Source organism: Rahnella sikkimica, assembly GCF_002951615.1.
GTDB classification, from domain to species: domain Bacteria; phylum Pseudomonadota; class Gammaproteobacteria; order Enterobacterales; family Enterobacteriaceae; genus Rahnella; species Rahnella sikkimica.
The window spans coordinates 2432106-2445454 of record NZ_CP019062.1 but is presented as its reverse complement, the minus strand read 5'-3'; the positions used below and the strand labels follow the sequence as shown (position 1 = coordinate 2445454).

At 52.9% G+C, this 13349-nt stretch carries 14 protein-coding genes and 1 riboswitch; of the genes, 9 read left to right on the top strand and 5 right to left on the bottom strand.

The annotated features are described in order from the left end of the window. The first annotated feature begins 78 nt into the window (after positions 1 to 78). From BV494_RS11305 to cspE, 3 genes are all read left to right on the top strand, one after another. Positions 79 to 1212, top strand: coding sequence for an ABC transporter substrate-binding protein (locus BV494_RS11305; RefSeq protein WP_104922963.1), 1134 nt, complete (start codon positions 79 to 81; stop codon positions 1210 to 1212). A gap of 183 nt (positions 1213 to 1395) precedes the next feature. After that, positions 1396 to 2136 carry a DUF2076 domain-containing protein gene (locus BV494_RS11300; protein WP_104922962.1) on the top strand — a complete coding sequence of 247 codons (741 nt, stop codon included), beginning with the start codon at positions 1396 to 1398 and terminating at the stop codon, positions 2134 to 2136. A gap of 177 nt (positions 2137 to 2313) precedes the next feature. Continuing rightward, the gene (gene cspE / locus BV494_RS11295; protein ID WP_009636912.1) at positions 2314 to 2523 is read left to right on the top strand and encodes a transcription antiterminator/RNA stability regulator CspE; all 210 of its coding nucleotides are present in this window, start codon (positions 2314 to 2316) and stop codon (positions 2521 to 2523) included. A 76-nt stretch (positions 2524 to 2599) separates the two neighbouring features. Here cspE and BV494_RS11290 read toward each other — a convergent pair whose 3' ends face one another. The 3 genes from BV494_RS11290 to crcB all read right to left on the bottom strand — a co-directional run bounded on the left by BV494_RS11290 (position 2600) and on the right by crcB (position 5303). Next, positions 2600 to 3787 (bottom strand): multidrug effflux MFS transporter, encoded by a 1188-nt coding sequence (locus BV494_RS11290; protein WP_104922961.1) that lies wholly within the window; start codon positions 3785 to 3787, stop codon positions 2600 to 2602. Between the two features lie 9 nt (positions 3788 to 3796). Further along, a complete protein-coding gene (locus BV494_RS11285; protein ID WP_104922960.1) occupies positions 3797 to 4453 on the bottom strand; it encodes a TetR family transcriptional regulator in 657 nt (218 codons plus the stop codon). Between the two features lie 466 nt (positions 4454 to 4919). Continuing rightward, a complete protein-coding gene (gene crcB, locus BV494_RS11280; RefSeq protein ID WP_104922959.1) occupies positions 4920 to 5303 on the bottom strand; it encodes a fluoride efflux transporter CrcB in 384 nt (127 codons plus the stop codon). A 63-nt stretch (positions 5304 to 5366) separates the two neighbouring features. Next, a riboswitch (Fluoride riboswitch) is annotated at positions 5367 to 5429 on the bottom strand. 72 nt (positions 5430 to 5501) lie between these two features. Between crcB and BV494_RS11275 the strand changes: the two genes are divergently transcribed. Beyond that, the gene (locus BV494_RS11275; protein ID WP_104922958.1) at positions 5502 to 5933 is read left to right on the top strand and encodes a GNAT family N-acetyltransferase; all 432 of its coding nucleotides are present in this window, start codon (positions 5502 to 5504) and stop codon (positions 5931 to 5933) included. Between the two features lie 3 nt (positions 5934 to 5936). Here the strand turns inward: BV494_RS11275 and BV494_RS11270 are convergent, their stop codons facing one another. After that, entirely contained in the window at positions 5937 to 7283 is a 1347-nt protein-coding gene (locus tag BV494_RS11270) for an aminotransferase class I/II-fold pyridoxal phosphate-dependent enzyme (RefSeq protein WP_104922957.1), read from the bottom strand. Positions 7284 to 7493: 210 nt separating this feature from the next. Here BV494_RS11270 and BV494_RS11265 point away from each other — a divergent pair, with 210 nt between their 5' ends. The 5 genes from BV494_RS11265 to BV494_RS11245 all read left to right on the top strand — a co-directional run bounded on the left by BV494_RS11265 (position 7494) and on the right by BV494_RS11245 (position 12127). Next, positions 7494 to 8456, top strand: a complete 963-nt coding sequence (locus BV494_RS11265; protein ID WP_104922956.1) for a substrate-binding domain-containing protein — start codon at positions 7494 to 7496, stop codon at positions 8454 to 8456. Between the two features lie 13 nt (positions 8457 to 8469). After that, complete coding sequence (locus tag BV494_RS11260; RefSeq protein ID WP_104922955.1) at positions 8470 to 9264, top strand: deaminated glutathione amidase; 795 nt, start codon at positions 8470 to 8472, stop codon at positions 9262 to 9264. Positions 9265 to 9444: 180 nt separating this feature from the next. Further along, a complete protein-coding gene (locus tag BV494_RS11255; protein WP_104922954.1) occupies positions 9445 to 10353 on the top strand; it encodes an ABC transporter substrate-binding protein in 909 nt (302 codons plus the stop codon). Next, positions 10350 to 11333: an amino acid ABC transporter permease gene (locus BV494_RS11250; protein WP_104922953.1), complete on the top strand. Its 984-nt coding sequence runs from the start codon at positions 10350 to 10352 to the stop codon at positions 11331 to 11333. The genes BV494_RS11255 and BV494_RS11250 overlap by 4 nt, the downstream gene beginning before the upstream one ends. Next, positions 11330 to 12127 carry an amino acid ABC transporter ATP-binding protein gene (locus BV494_RS11245; RefSeq protein WP_104922952.1) on the top strand — a complete coding sequence of 266 codons (798 nt, stop codon included), beginning with the start codon at positions 11330 to 11332 and terminating at the stop codon, positions 12125 to 12127. The genes BV494_RS11250 and BV494_RS11245 overlap by 4 nt, the downstream gene beginning before the upstream one ends. A 49-nt stretch (positions 12128 to 12176) precedes the next feature. Here the strand turns inward: BV494_RS11245 and BV494_RS11240 are convergent, their stop codons facing one another. Next, positions 12177 to 13241 (bottom strand): diguanylate cyclase, encoded by a 1065-nt coding sequence (locus tag BV494_RS11240; protein ID WP_104922951.1) that lies wholly within the window; start codon positions 13239 to 13241, stop codon positions 12177 to 12179. Positions 13242 to 13349: the final 108 nt, after the last annotated feature.

Sequence of the window (13349 nt, the reverse complement as noted above, 5' to 3'; positions counted from 1 at the left end):
CCTTGTTTATTATTTCCTCTTCATTTGATAACAATTATCAAAATCATTTCTTATTCATTCTCATTTTCGGGGATTTGCATGTTAAAAAACACTGCCCGCGTGCTGTCTGTCGCAGGTCTGATGGCCGCCTCTTTTTCCACTTTTGCTACCACTTATCCGCTGACTGTTACCGATCTCAGCGGGCAGAAAGTGACGCTCGATAAAGCGCCACAGCGCATCATTTTGCAGGACGGCCGCGATATTCTGGCGCTGGCCGTGCTGGATAAATCCGATCCGTTTAAGCGCGTCGTCGCCTGGAATAATCTGCTGAAAACCACGGACAGCGGCACCTGGGACATGCTGAAAAGCAAATGGCCTGAGTCGTCAAAGATTTTGGATATGGGTTTCACCGACAAAGGACAGGTAGATCTGGAGACCGTAATTTCCAAAAAACCTGATCTGATGATTGCGCAGGTGCGTGCTAAAAATTCTCTGGCACAGGCGGGCGTGTTGGATAAGCTCGCGGCGTTGCATATTCCTGTTGTGTTCGTGGACTACGAAGCGGATCCGGCAAAAGACACGGCACCGAGCATTGAGCTGCTGGGTAAAATTGTGAATCAGGAAGACAATGCCCGCACGTATACCGCGTTTTATAACGAGCACTTCCAGAACATTCAGAAAGTCGTTGCGGCCATTAAAAACAAACCTAATGTATTCATCGAGCCGATTGCCGGTCGTGATGATTCCTGCTGCTTTACCCACGGCGACGCGGGCTGGGGCAAACTGATTCAGGCGGTAGGCGCGGATAATATCGGCACCAAATTGCTGCCGGGTGCATCAGGCACCGTTTCTCTGGAGCAGGTTATCAGCATGAAGCCGGACGTTTACATCATGACCGGTTCAGCGCGCCCGAGTAAAAATGGCTCGGTGACTCACATTCTGCCGTTCGGTTATGGCGCGAATGAAGCCAGCATCGACAAAGAAGCGAAAGTTCTGCTTTCCCGTACCGGTGTGGCGCAGATCCCGGCGGTCAGCAGCCAGCACGTTTACGGCGTTTACCACCAGTTCTACAACCACCCGTACAACATCGTCGGGATGGAATATCTGGCGAAATTCATTTATCCGGAACAGTTTAAAAATCTGGACCCGGCAAAAACCTACCACGAGCTGGTGCGTAACTATACCAACCTGCCGGACCAGGATTTCATTCTGGGCTGGTCCCCGAAGAAATAAGTCTCTGAGTCTTCCCGCCTGTGGCCTTGCAGGCGGTTTTTCAACCCTGTCACGGTTCTTCTGCACAAATTTTACCTCCGTCACATTTGTTGACACTCCGTTAATTCATACAAAAATATAACTGTATTACTGTATCTGCATAACGCCGACTGGCGTAGTGCGACACATCAACAAGGTGAATTTATGCAATCTGAAGAACAGCGTTTAATTGACGGGCTTTTTAGTCGCTTACAACAGGCTGAGTCCAATACGGCACCGCGTGATGCGGAAGCTGAACGTGTGATTCAGGGCCATATCCGCCAGCAACCGTCCGCTCCGTATTACATGGCGCAGGCGATGATTATTCAGGAAGCGGCGCTGACCAAACTGAATGCTCAGGTGAAGGAACTGCAACAGCAAAACGAACAGCTGCAACAGCAGGCGCAGAATGCGAAACCGCAAAGCACCGGCTTCCTCGCCGGGCTGTTCGGTGGCGGTTCGTCACAACCTGAGCCCGTGCGTCAGTCTTCACAAGGCAGCCAGCCGATTCCGGGAACGCAAGCCTGGGGCGCACAACCTCAGCAGCAACAATATACGCCACAACAGCAGGCTCCGGCTCAGGCCGCGCCACAGGCACCGGGTTTTCTGGGCAGCGCATTGCGCACAGCGGCCGGTGTGGCGGGCGGGGTTGTGCTGGCAGATATGTTGACCGGCATGTTCCATCACAGTCAGCCGCAGGAAATCGTCAATATCATTGAAGAGCCGCCGGTGCAGGATCTGAATCCTGCCGACAGCAGTTTCCTCGACAACTCGCAGGGTTTCGACAGCAACGTGCCGTCCTGGGAAGATGCCTCGCTGCGTAACGATAATTCGAATTTAGGGTTCGGTTCTGATGACTTTAATTCGGATGAATACAGCAACGACGACGACGACTCGTTTTTCTAACTGGTTGATGTCATACGGCTATTAAAGGCCGTTCTGGCAGCAGAAAACGGCGACAGAAAGTGAAGAGTGAGAGCTTTATCTCTTATTGCCATCAGAATTCTGGACAAAAGTTAAATCTGTTGCTGTACTGTATTTGACACACGTTTTGTGTCCAACATTCACGTAAAGGTAAGTTTGATGTCTAAGATTAAAGGTAGCGTTAAGTGGTTCAATGAATCTAAAGGTTTTGGTTTCATTACCCCTGAAGATGGCAGCAAAGATGTTTTCGTTCATTTCTCTGCTATTTCCAGCAACGGTTTCAAAACCCTTGCTGAAGGCCAACGCGTAGAGTTCGAAATCACCAATGGTGCCAAAGGCCCGTCGGCTGCTAACGTTATCGCTATCTGACTTTAGCCGATTTCTTAAAAAACCCGCCGAAGCGGGTTTTTTTTTGCCTGTACATTGGTGGGTATAAAGGCAAACCTTAGGCGTTTTTGCGTACCAGCGTTACGAACATCAAAATCGCAATCGCGTAACAACCTAAAATTGTCAGACCCATCGACAGCGCAGGCATACTGCCAAAACCGGTGACCGGCACGGCAATCGCCCCGAGCGCAAACATACACACGCCCAGCAGCGCCGACGCGCTCCCCGCATTTTTCCCCTGACTTTGCATCGCCAGCGACCCCGCATTCGGCCCGATAATCCCGATCACCATCACCGAGAAGAACAGCGGCACCAGCAGCGTCACCAGCGGCGCATTCAGGCTGGCAGCAATCACCAGCGCAACAGAAGCCACGGCCGCAATCACTAACCCGGCTTTAACCAGCGCCATTTCACCGAAACGACGGCTGAGGCGCGTGGAAACCTGAGCAGAAATCACCAGCCCGATACCGTTAATCGCGAAGCACAGGCTGAACATCTGCGGGCTGAGGTGGTAAATCTGTTGCAGTACAAAAGGCGATGCGCCGATGTAAGCAAACATCCCGGCCATCACAAAACCTTGCGTCAGACACAGCCCCATAAACGGGCGATGTTTCAGCAGACTAAACACCGAGCCTAACATGCTGAAAATACCGCCCTGCGACCGGCGTTCCGGCAGCAGGGTTTCATGCAGTTTCAGCGAAGAGAAGCTGAAAAGCAGAATGGCGACAAAGGCCAGTACGGCGAAAATCCCCCGCCAGTTTATCCAGTTGAGCATCGCACCGCCCAGTACCGGGGCGACAATCGGCGCGAGCCCGTTCACCAGCATCAGTAACGCGAAGAACCGCGTGAGTTCATGGCCGTTATAGAGATCTCTGGCGATGGCGCGTGAAAGCACCGCGCCGCCTGCGCCCGCAATACCCTGTAACAGACGGGCGACAATCAGCTGATTGATGTCCTGCGCCACCGCGCACCAGACCGAGGTGGCGAGCAGTAATGCCAGCGACCACAGCAATGGGCGCATCCTGCCATAGCGGTCACTGAGCGGGCCAAATAATAACTGACCGAAACCGAGGCCGAGTAAACCGGCGGTCAGGCTCAGCTGCGCGCTGGCGGTGGAAGTATTGAGATCGCCGGCCATTTCAGGCAATGCAGGAAGATATAGATCCGTACATAACGGGCCGAGGGCGGCAAGCGAGCCGAGAACCAGGGCGTAACCGAGGCGTTTTTCTTGCAGATGAGCGCTCATGGTGAAAGTTTATTCCAGTTTGCGGGTGGTTAAATCCGTTTCAAAGAGATCCTGGAAGTAGCGATTGTATAAAGCTTCCAGATGCTCTGCGTCGGCGTGAACGGTAGTCATACGTCGGAATGCGGTGCCCTCACAGATCACCGCCAGAGATTCGACTTTCGCCGTCATTTCAGCCTCTGAAAATTGCGGGAATGTGGCGGTGAGAAGGGATTTTGCTTCGTTGAACAGTGCTTTTTCTGAATCGCGCCAGATTTTTTCCACGACAGGATTGCGGGTTGCTTCTGCGGCGACTTCCAGCATCAATGCGTGGTCAATTTCTGCCTGTTCTTTTTGCTCAGTACACTGATCTTCTTTGTAAGGCGCGCTTAAATTGCCAATCCGGCGGTGCGCCAGATTGTGAGCAACCTGCTGCAAATTATGCGCGTTGCCGGTCATCAGGCGGATTTTCTTCATCACGATGCGACGAACAATTTCTTCGATGATGGCGTCTTTATTGGCGAAATACCGGTAAATTTGCCCCACACTGAGCTGCGACGTTTTAGCTATTTCAGCCATGCCTGCGCCATGAAAACCGTGTTTACGAAAACACAGCCGGGCGGCGGCGATGATCTGGTCGCGTCGCGCACTGATGCGCGCGTCTTTACTGCAAAGTTGTGGGTGAAGCATGGATACCTGGCACCTCTGTGGAAAATGAGTGTGAACGATCATTCTCAATTATAGGCAATAAGGAGGAACAGGTAAATATTTGTATTATTAAGGGAACGAAAAGTGACGTTTCGTTTCAGCGCGGTTTGCACCGTTTGAGAAAGGCAAACGGCGCATTGATTATCAATACGCCGTCGGCAGAAAAGAGGGGGAACTATTTACGCGCGGGGCGCATCTGTCTATCCAAAGTACGCCTGTAAAAAAGCCAATACGGTAAGAACGCAGAGGGCAACAACCAGAAATTCAGACGACGTTTTTGGAACAGAAAACATGGCAAACCTCAATGTATAAACCTGATCAGGTTTTGCCATTATCTGCAGATAACATGAAGGAAACATTAAGAAACGCCGGGGAGATGTGAAGCTGTGTCACAAATTTGTTACGGCGATGCCTGTTGTCATAAAAAAGGCATCGCCGGAAGGTAGGATCAGTGCGCCGTGTACCAGCTGACCAGCATGAAACCGAGCAGCGTCAGGGCAATCGAACCGAAAAGATTAAGCGCAATGTTAAGCAGGGCATCGCCAAAACGGCCCATTTGCAACAGCGTGACCACTTCGAGTGAAAATGTTGAAAATGTCGTCAGGCCGCCACAAAAACCGGTGGTGATAAGCGCTTTAACCACCGGATCGACGCTGTTCATACGGCCAAAAATCGCGATAGCCAGACCAATAATAAATGCGCCAATAAGATTAACCGCCAGCGTACCCAGCGGCACCACGGGCGTGATCACATTCATTTTGAGCCCGAGATACCACCGGGCAACACTGCCAACCGCACCACCAATCAACACGGCAAGAAAGGTACTGAACATAGAAAAACCTTAAAAAAAGTGAAATTCTGAAAGGCCCGGCACGACGCTACGAACCTCTCGCGAGATTGCGCAGACATCATCAGCCGGTAAAGGCGGTTTGGGAGGAATGTCATCTCCATATTGCAGGCGGTAAGTTTACAGTGTGCGATAGCGATTGTGTAGCCGCGAATTCGAAACAGATTTTAACAAGGACAAGCCATGTTAATCAGAGAAGGTGATGTGAACGACGCGCAGATTCTGGCGGGATTACTCGGTGATCTGGATTATCCCAATACACCAGAAGCGATCGCGGAACGGGTTGTCTCAATGGCCGCTAATCCTGACAGCCGGCTACTGGTTGCTGAAAGTGAAGGCCGCGCGGTGGGTTTTATCTCACTGCATTTTATCCCGCAAATTGCCCTTGCCGGCGAATTTTGTCGTATCAGTTATTTGTGCGTAAGCAGCGAGTCTCGCGGCTCAGGGATCGGGCAGAAATTACTGGATGAAGCCGAACGTCTGGCCGCTGACCGGGGCTGTGACCGGATGGAAGTGCACAGCCATACGCGTCGTGTCCGCGCGCACGTTTTTTACGCCCGCGCGGAGTATGAGGAATCACCTAAATATCTGATGAAAAAGCTGACTCCCCGCTGATGTTCATGCGCCGAGCGCCAGAACGATGGCGTCGGCGATTAAATCGACCTGTTCCGGTTTAATCTGACTGGTGCTGATACGGATAAACTGACCTGGTCCGATGCGGCTGCGTTCGCCGGGTAACACAGCTATACCGCGTGCGGCCAGCGTGACCAGCGCAAACTGTTCCGACGGAACGGGGATCCACATCGCCAGCCCGTCGCGCTCAGGGATATTCACCCCGCGAATACGCAGGGCGTCAGACATGGCTTTGCGGCGCCGGGCGTAAACTGCTTTTGCGTGAGCAATGCTTTCCTGCGTTTTTGGATCTTTGATCAGCCACGCCAGCGCCTCCTGCAAAATACGGCTCGACCATCCCGCCCCGAAATTTCGGAATGATTTGATTTGTTTGATTAAATCTTTCGAACCCGAAATCACCGCCAGCCGTAAATCCGGCCCGTAGGCTTTGGAATAAGAACGTACATGGACCGTGCGATCCGGCAATAAACTGCCCATGCTGACGGGCGGATGGCAGGACAATTGCCCGATGCCATCATCCTCAATAATCAGCGTATTGCTGTGGCTGAGAATTTCGGCGAGTTCGGCATAGCGTTCGGCATTTATGGCGTGGCCGCAGTGGGAATGGGTGCGTGGCTGAAAAATAAACGCGGACGGATTTTTGGACAACGCCAGACTCAGTGATTCCGGGGTCGGCCCGAACTCATCGCATTTTACCGGGATCACCTGAGCGCCGAGATTATCCAGCATATCCAGTAAACGCGTGGCGGTCGGGTCTTCGATCGCTACAACGGAACCTTGCATCAGCAGGGTTTGCAGAGTGAGGTTCATGCCGTCAAATCCGCCGTCGGCAGACATAAACGCCGGTGCGTCGTAAGGCCAGTCGTGGCGTGCCGCTTCCAGCAGCGAAGGGGCGATGGCTTCGCGCTGATAGCTGTTCAGGTTATCTGCGCCAACCCCGTGTTGCATGGCTTCGCGCAAATCAGGCAAAAGCGCCGGGTCGGGCGATGACAGCGCCAGATCTGCAATAATGTGCTCGCCAAAGTTACCGATTTTTTCAAAGCGTGCCGGGCGGGGTGACAGCATGTCACCGCACACCCAGACGCCGTTGCGGCCCCGTCCTGCAATCACTTTCTGGCGACGAAGCTGGCCCCAGGCGGCAGATACCGTGGCCGGGCTGACGCCCAGCGCTTGCGCCAGTTCACGGACAGCGGGCAGATGGGTGCCGATCTCGATGACGCCAGACCGGATCATCGCCGCTGTTTCAATCGCGATGCCCCGCATCGAACGATCCTGTAATTGTGCCGCTAACCATTCTGCTTCCAGCGTTTTTTCGAGGGATTTATCTGCCATGTTTTCGCCTTTTGTTCAGTAACAAAGATTCTATTGTACATATTAATTTATGCCATTAGTATCAAACTTAGCCAACGGAGGCGATAAAATAATCACATTACGCTGAGCATGATCTCCTTCGTAAAAGAATTTGGTGCGTTTGGGATAAGGTTTGTGAACGCACAGTTGTCTTTCTGCATATCAACCATGCTGACACTTAAGGGGATAGATGTGACGATTACCATCAGGCTGGCTGTTCGTGACTGGGATTATTTTACGCCGCTGGCGTTGGGTGACCTTAAACCTGAAGGGTTTACTCTCGAGATAGATCGCGTGGGAACGCTGGTGGATAACCTGGCGACCAGCGACAAATATGATGCGGGTGAAGTCTCTTTCAGCCGTTATGCGCAGGGGCGGGCTCGCGGGGAATCCGATCTGCTGGCGATCCCACATTTCCTGATGCGCGGCTTCCGTCAGCGCTGCATCATCACCCGTGAGGACAGCCCGCTGACCGAACTTTCTCAGCTGGCGGGCAAGCGTATCGGCCTGACCGGCTGGCAGGATTCCGGCAACACCTGGACCCGCACGCTGCTGGCTCTCGAAGGCGTCGGTATCGAAGACGCAAACTGGTACGTTGGCCGCCTGACTGCATCGCATCCGATTGTGGATCGACTGGCCGGTTTTGGCCGCGAAGGGCGCATTGAAGCGGTGCCGGAAGAACGTCCGATGATGGAACTCTTGCAGGAAGGCTGGCTGGACGCCGTATTCACGCCATTCATGCCTGACGGTTTCTTCAAGCCTGATTCCGGTTTCCGGCAGTTCCAGCCTGATTTCCGTGCGGCAGAACTGGCCTATTTCAACCGCGTGGGTTACATCCCCGGCATTCATTTGCTGGCAATTAAACCTTCGCTGGCCGAAGAGCATCCATGGCTGCCGCAGGCGCTGAGTGAAATTATTGACCGTTCCTATGAAATTTGGATGGATAAACGCGCGAAATATGCCGATACCACACCGTGGCTGCTGGATGACCTGCGTCGCACGGTGGTTGATTTGCCATCGGACTGGAATGCAAACGGTTTCGCCGCCAATGAGAAAATGATCGACGATTTTGCCCGTGAATTGCATACCCAGAAGCTGACGGCGCAGCGCCTCACACCGGCTGATTTGTTCCCTCAGTTCGCCACACTAAAGTGACGGGAGAGTAAAAATGAAAGTTGCATTAGGTCAGTTTGCCGTTTCCCGCGAATGGGAAGCCAACGTTGAAACCTGCCTTTCTCTGATGGCGAAATCTCTGGAAGAGGGCGCGGATTTACTGGTGCTGCCGGAAGGTATTCTGGCGCGTGACATCACCGATCCGGATTTGGTTCTGAAAGCCGCACAACCGCTGGATGGTCCGTTTGTCAGCCAGCTTGTCGCTGCTAGCCGCGGGAATCAGATGACGACAATGATGAGCGTTCACACGCCTGCACCGGATGGTCGTGCATTTAACGTGCTGATTTCTATCAGAAATGGTGAAATCATTTCAGAATACCGTAAGCTGCATCTTTATGACGCATTCTCTTCGCAGGAATCCAAAAACGTCACGCCGGGCAGCGATGTGCCGCCCCTGGTTGAGGTTGCCGGTTTTAATGTCGGCCTGATGACCTGTTATGACGTGCGATTCCCTGAGCTGGCGCGTCGTCTGGTGCTTGATGGCGCAGACGTGCTGGTCTTGCCGGCTGCGTGGGTCAAAGGCCCGCTGAAAGAAATGCATTGGGAAGTGCTGGTTACCGCCCGTGCGCTGGAAAACACCACGTATATGGTCGCCGTCGGCGAATGCGGCGAACGTAATATCGGTAACAGTATGGTGGTTGATCCGCTCGGCGTGGCGATTGCCCGTGCGGCAGAAGCCCCTGCGCTGTTTTTTGCTGAGCTGGACAAAGATCGTCTGGCACATGCCCGTAAAGTATTGCCTGTGCTGGCGAACCGCCGCTTCGGTTTGCCGCAACTGCGCAATGACTGAACCTGACCGCAGCCGGTCCTCAACGGCTGCACCGTCCGGTGAATAAAGCAGTACCGAGCGCCTCACCAGGGAACTCGTTTTAAAAAGACGTAAATAAGATTCAGGCCAGGGAAGGTTTAATTATAAATACACAACATTCATAAACTCACAGACCGACTTTTTACACAGAGGAATAAGAGAATGATGGCAAAACAACTACGTCAGGCTGCTGTGCTGACCGCTGCATTACTTTCCGTAACGTCCATGAATGCCTTGGCTGCTGAAACGGTAGCGATCCCGACTCAGACGATGGATCCGGCAATTCACGCCAAATTACCGGCGGATATTCAAAAATCCGGTGTGATGACCTCTGTGAACAACGGCTCGTTTCCTCCTTATGAAATCGTGACCGGATCGAATGGTCTGGACGGCGCGAGTGCTGATCTGGCGCATGCGCTGGCAGAAGTGCTGGGCGTGAAAATTGAGCACGCTTCCGTGAGCGGCTTATCCGGCATCCTGAGCGGAATGGCGGCAGGGCGTTATCAGATGGGCATCGGCCCGATTGGCGATTACCCGGATCGTCAGGCTAAGAATGATTTTATTGATTTTGTGAAAGAGTACGTTGTGTTCGGCGTGCGTAAAGGCAATCCGGAAAACATCAATTCTCTGGACGATACCTGCGGTAAACGTATCGCCGTCATGGCGGGCGGTTCTGCTGAACAGGTGATCCGCAAGCAGTCTGACGTATGCGTGAAAGACGGCAAAACGGCGGTTACCGTGCAATCTTTCTCTGACCAGCCCACCTCCATTCTTGCCGTGCGTTCCAACCGTTCAGACGCTTTCTTCTCCTCTCAGGCACCGTTGACCTATTTCGTTGAAAAAGCGAATGGCCAGCTGGAACTGACCGGCACCGGCAAATCCAACGGTTTTGGCGATATTTTCCAGGGAACGGTGGTCGCAAAGGATTCTCCTGTGCGTGACGCGATTCTGGCGGGATATCAGAAACTGTTCGATAACGGGACTTACGCCATCATCATGAAAAAATGGGGTCTGGAAGGCAACATGATCCCGGCACCGGGGATCAATCTGGCAAAGGCACAACCTAAATGACTGATAAAACGTATAGTTCAAAGCCGGCAGTCAAGGACGACTATACGCAGGATCCACGACGTAACGTTGAGTTCTCCCACGCGCCACGCAACATTGGCCGCTGGATTTCGTGGATTGTTGTGCTGCTGATTGCCGCAGATGTGATTTGGGCCGTTTCGCATAACCCGAATTTCGAATGGCATGTGGTCGCGCAATGGTTTACGGAAGCGACGATCATCAAAGGCCTGGGCGTGACGCTCGGCCTTACCGTGGTGTCGATGTTGCTCGGGGTGTTTATTGGCCTGATGCTGGCGATCGCCCGTTTGTCTGACAGCCTGTTGCTGCGCAAACTGGCCGGATTATACATCTGGTTTTTCCGAGGCACGCCGCTGCTGGTGCAGCTTTTATTCTGGTACAACATGTCGACGTTATTCCCCCGCGTGGTTTTAGGGATCCCGTTTGGCCCGGAGTACATGAGCTGGAATACCAATGATCTGATCACGCCGCTGACCGCTGCGATTGCGGGGCTGGCGCTCAATGAAGCGGCTTATATGGCGGAAATCATTCGTGCCGGTTTGCTGTCGGTTGATAACGGTCAGGCTGAAACGGCGCAGGCCTTCGGGATGAGTCGTGGACGCGCGCTGCGACGGATCATTATTCCGCAGGCGATGCGTTCGATTATCCCGCCAACCGGTAATCAGCTGATCAGCATGATCAAAGCCACATCGCTGGTCAGCGTTATTGCCATGGGGGATTTGCTGTATTCCGTACAAACCATTTATAACCGCACCTTTGAAGTGGTGCCGATGCTGATGGTGGCGGTGGTCTGGTATCTGCTGATTACGTCAGTACTGAACCTCGGGCAGTCGGCGATTGAACGCTATTATTCCCGCGGTACACGCCGGACGGTGGCGAGTGCTAAACGCCGTCTCGGGAATGCAGAAGAGAAAGCTGTCCCTGTTATGAACCCGCCGGGCCTGGCCCGCAAGGAGGACTTATGAGTCAACTTTCTGCCGACGCACAGTCATCCGAAGTGGCATCTCTTGTTGTTGCCCGCAACGTGCATAAAAGCTATGGCGATAACGAAGTGCTGAAAGGCATTGATCTGGATGTAAAACCCAGCGAAGTCGTGGTGATCTTGGGGCCTTCCGGATCAGGGAAATCAACGTTTCTGCGCTGTATTAACCATCTGGAAGATATCGACCGTGGCTCCATCATGGTGGGCGGTGAGCAAATCGGTTATGAGCTGCGCGGTGAAAGGCTGCATAAATTGTCCGAACGGGCGATTGCGCGTCAGCGTCGCGATATCGGGATGGTTTTTCAGCAATTTAATCTGTATCCCCACATGACCGTGCTGCAAAATATTATTGAAGCGCCGGTCGGTGTGCATAAGGAAAGCAGACAAGAAGCCGAAAAATATGCCCGCGAGTTGTTACAAAAAGTCGGGCTTAGCGACAAGGCCGATGCGTATCCGCGCCATCTTTCCGGTGGTCAGCAGCAGCGTGTGGCGATTGCCCGTGCGCTGGCTGTGAAACCGAAACTGATGTTGTTTGATGAGCCGACGTCGGCGCTCGACCCTGAACTGGTGGGGGAAGTGCTGGCGACAATGCGTGATCTGGCGCAGCAAGGGCTGACCATGATTGTGGTTACGCATGAGATTGGCTTTGCGAAAGAGGCGGCGGACCGGGTGGTCTTTATGGATCGCGGTTATGTTGTCGAGCAGGGCGCGGCGGATGAAGTCTTGGTCAATCCGCAGCATCCGCGTACGCAGGCGTTCCTCAGCCGCTTTATCTGACGTTGATAGCGGGAAAGTAGCACGGGCTGAAACCGGGAACTCTGCAAAGTTAATTTGCCGTTTCCACCCGGTTTCGCCCGTTTTTTTTGGCTTCATACAATGCATGATCGGCGGCATTCAGCCAGTGTGTCGCGGTTTCCTGAACGTCATCGCATTCGGCAATGCCTGCGCTGATATGGATTTTCAGGTCAGGATGCTGCGGAAACAGGCTGTTATCCAGACGGCTTTGCAAACGTTCTATCGCACGCCGGGCCTGTAGCTCAGTGCTGTGCGGTAAAATTGCCGCGAACTCATCACCCCCATAGCGGCCAATAATATCGGCCGCGCGCAGGGTGTGTTGTAATTCCTGCGCCAGCAGAATAATGGCCTGATCGCCGATGCTGTGACCGTAATTGTCGTTAATAGCCTTAAAGTGGTCGATGTCGATCAGCACCAGCGTGGTTTTATGCCGGTAGCGGCGGAAACTTTCCAGTTCGGTATTGAGCAACGATTCCCAGTGACGTCGGTTGTACAACCCGGTCAGTCCGTCGCGCACGCTAATTTGCATGATGGCCTGTTTATGTTCGGCCAGTTTTCGCGAGGTGCGGTAGGTGACGTTACCGAGAAGTATCGGGTAAATCATGATCATCGGCAGGCAAAGATAGAGCTGGAGCGGTGTCGTCTCCGGTCTGAAAGGTATATCTGCGATTAACAGCAGCGAAATGGCAACGGTGATTTGTGCAATGACGCACCGGAAGAATAACCGCTGACCGCCCGCCGAGATATTATTCATCCCCATCATGGCAAAAATAGTGGCGGAGGGCAGGGCGTTGAAACCCATTACCGCAATCCATATTCCACCGAAAATGGCGTCGGCCTGCAGGTTATGAATCTCACTGATAAACGGTGTCGCTGAGCGCTTCGCTTTCCAGTAGGCAATATGCGGCCAGATAAAACCGTTTAAAAACAGTAAGGCCCAGAGCCAGATCGGCGTTGAATGTTCAATTATCACCGAACCGACACAAAAACTGCCCGTGCCCAGCCCGACAATGCGCGGCAAATAAGTCCTTTTGGCAAAACGCATTCCGGAATGATGAGTATCGTTAACCAGAGTCGTATGAAGCTTTTTCGGCATCGTTTCTCATTACAGGGTCAGTTAACCCGGGCTAATAAATCAGGTCCAAATCAAATTTGAAGGTGTTTTACAGATTTTAAAAACTGAAATACTTTATGAGCGTGCCAT

Bases quoted from the DNA above. Each gene is read 5' to 3' on its own strand.
- BV494_RS11285 (WP_104922960.1), bottom strand. From the start codon at position 4,453: ATGCTTCACCCACAACTTTGCAGTAAAGACGCGCGCATCAGTGCGCGA.
- crcB (WP_104922959.1), bottom strand. From the start codon at position 5,303: ATGTTCAGTACCTTTCTTGCCGTGTTGATTGGTGGTGCGGTTGGCAGT.
- BV494_RS11250 (WP_104922953.1), top strand. From the start codon at position 10,350: ATGACTGATAAAACGTATAGTTCAAAGCCGGCAGTCAAGGACGACTAT.
- BV494_RS11305 (WP_104922963.1), top strand. From the start codon at position 79: ATGTTAAAAAACACTGCCCGCGTGCTGTCTGTCGCAGGTCTGATGGCC.
- BV494_RS11245 (WP_104922952.1), top strand. From the start codon at position 11,330: ATGAGTCAACTTTCTGCCGACGCACAGTCATCCGAAGTGGCATCTCTT.
- cspE (WP_009636912.1), top strand. From the start codon at position 2,314: ATGTCTAAGATTAAAGGTAGCGTTAAGTGGTTCAATGAATCTAAAGGT.
- BV494_RS11260 (WP_104922955.1), top strand. From the start codon at position 8,470: ATGAAAGTTGCATTAGGTCAGTTTGCCGTTTCCCGCGAATGGGAAGCC.
- BV494_RS11255 (WP_104922954.1), top strand. From the start codon at position 9,445: ATGATGGCAAAACAACTACGTCAGGCTGCTGTGCTGACCGCTGCATTA.
- BV494_RS11290 (WP_104922961.1), bottom strand. From the start codon at position 3,787: ATGAGCGCTCATCTGCAAGAAAAACGCCTCGGTTACGCCCTGGTTCTC.
- BV494_RS11240 (WP_104922951.1), bottom strand. From the start codon at position 13,241: ATGCCGAAAAAGCTTCATACGACTCTGGTTAACGATACTCATCATTCC.
- BV494_RS11300 (WP_104922962.1), top strand. From the start codon at position 1,396: ATGCAATCTGAAGAACAGCGTTTAATTGACGGGCTTTTTAGTCGCTTA.
- BV494_RS11275 (WP_104922958.1), top strand. From the start codon at position 5,502: ATGTTAATCAGAGAAGGTGATGTGAACGACGCGCAGATTCTGGCGGGA.
- BV494_RS11270 (WP_104922957.1), bottom strand. From the start codon at position 7,283: ATGGCAGATAAATCCCTCGAAAAAACGCTGGAAGCAGAATGGTTAGCG.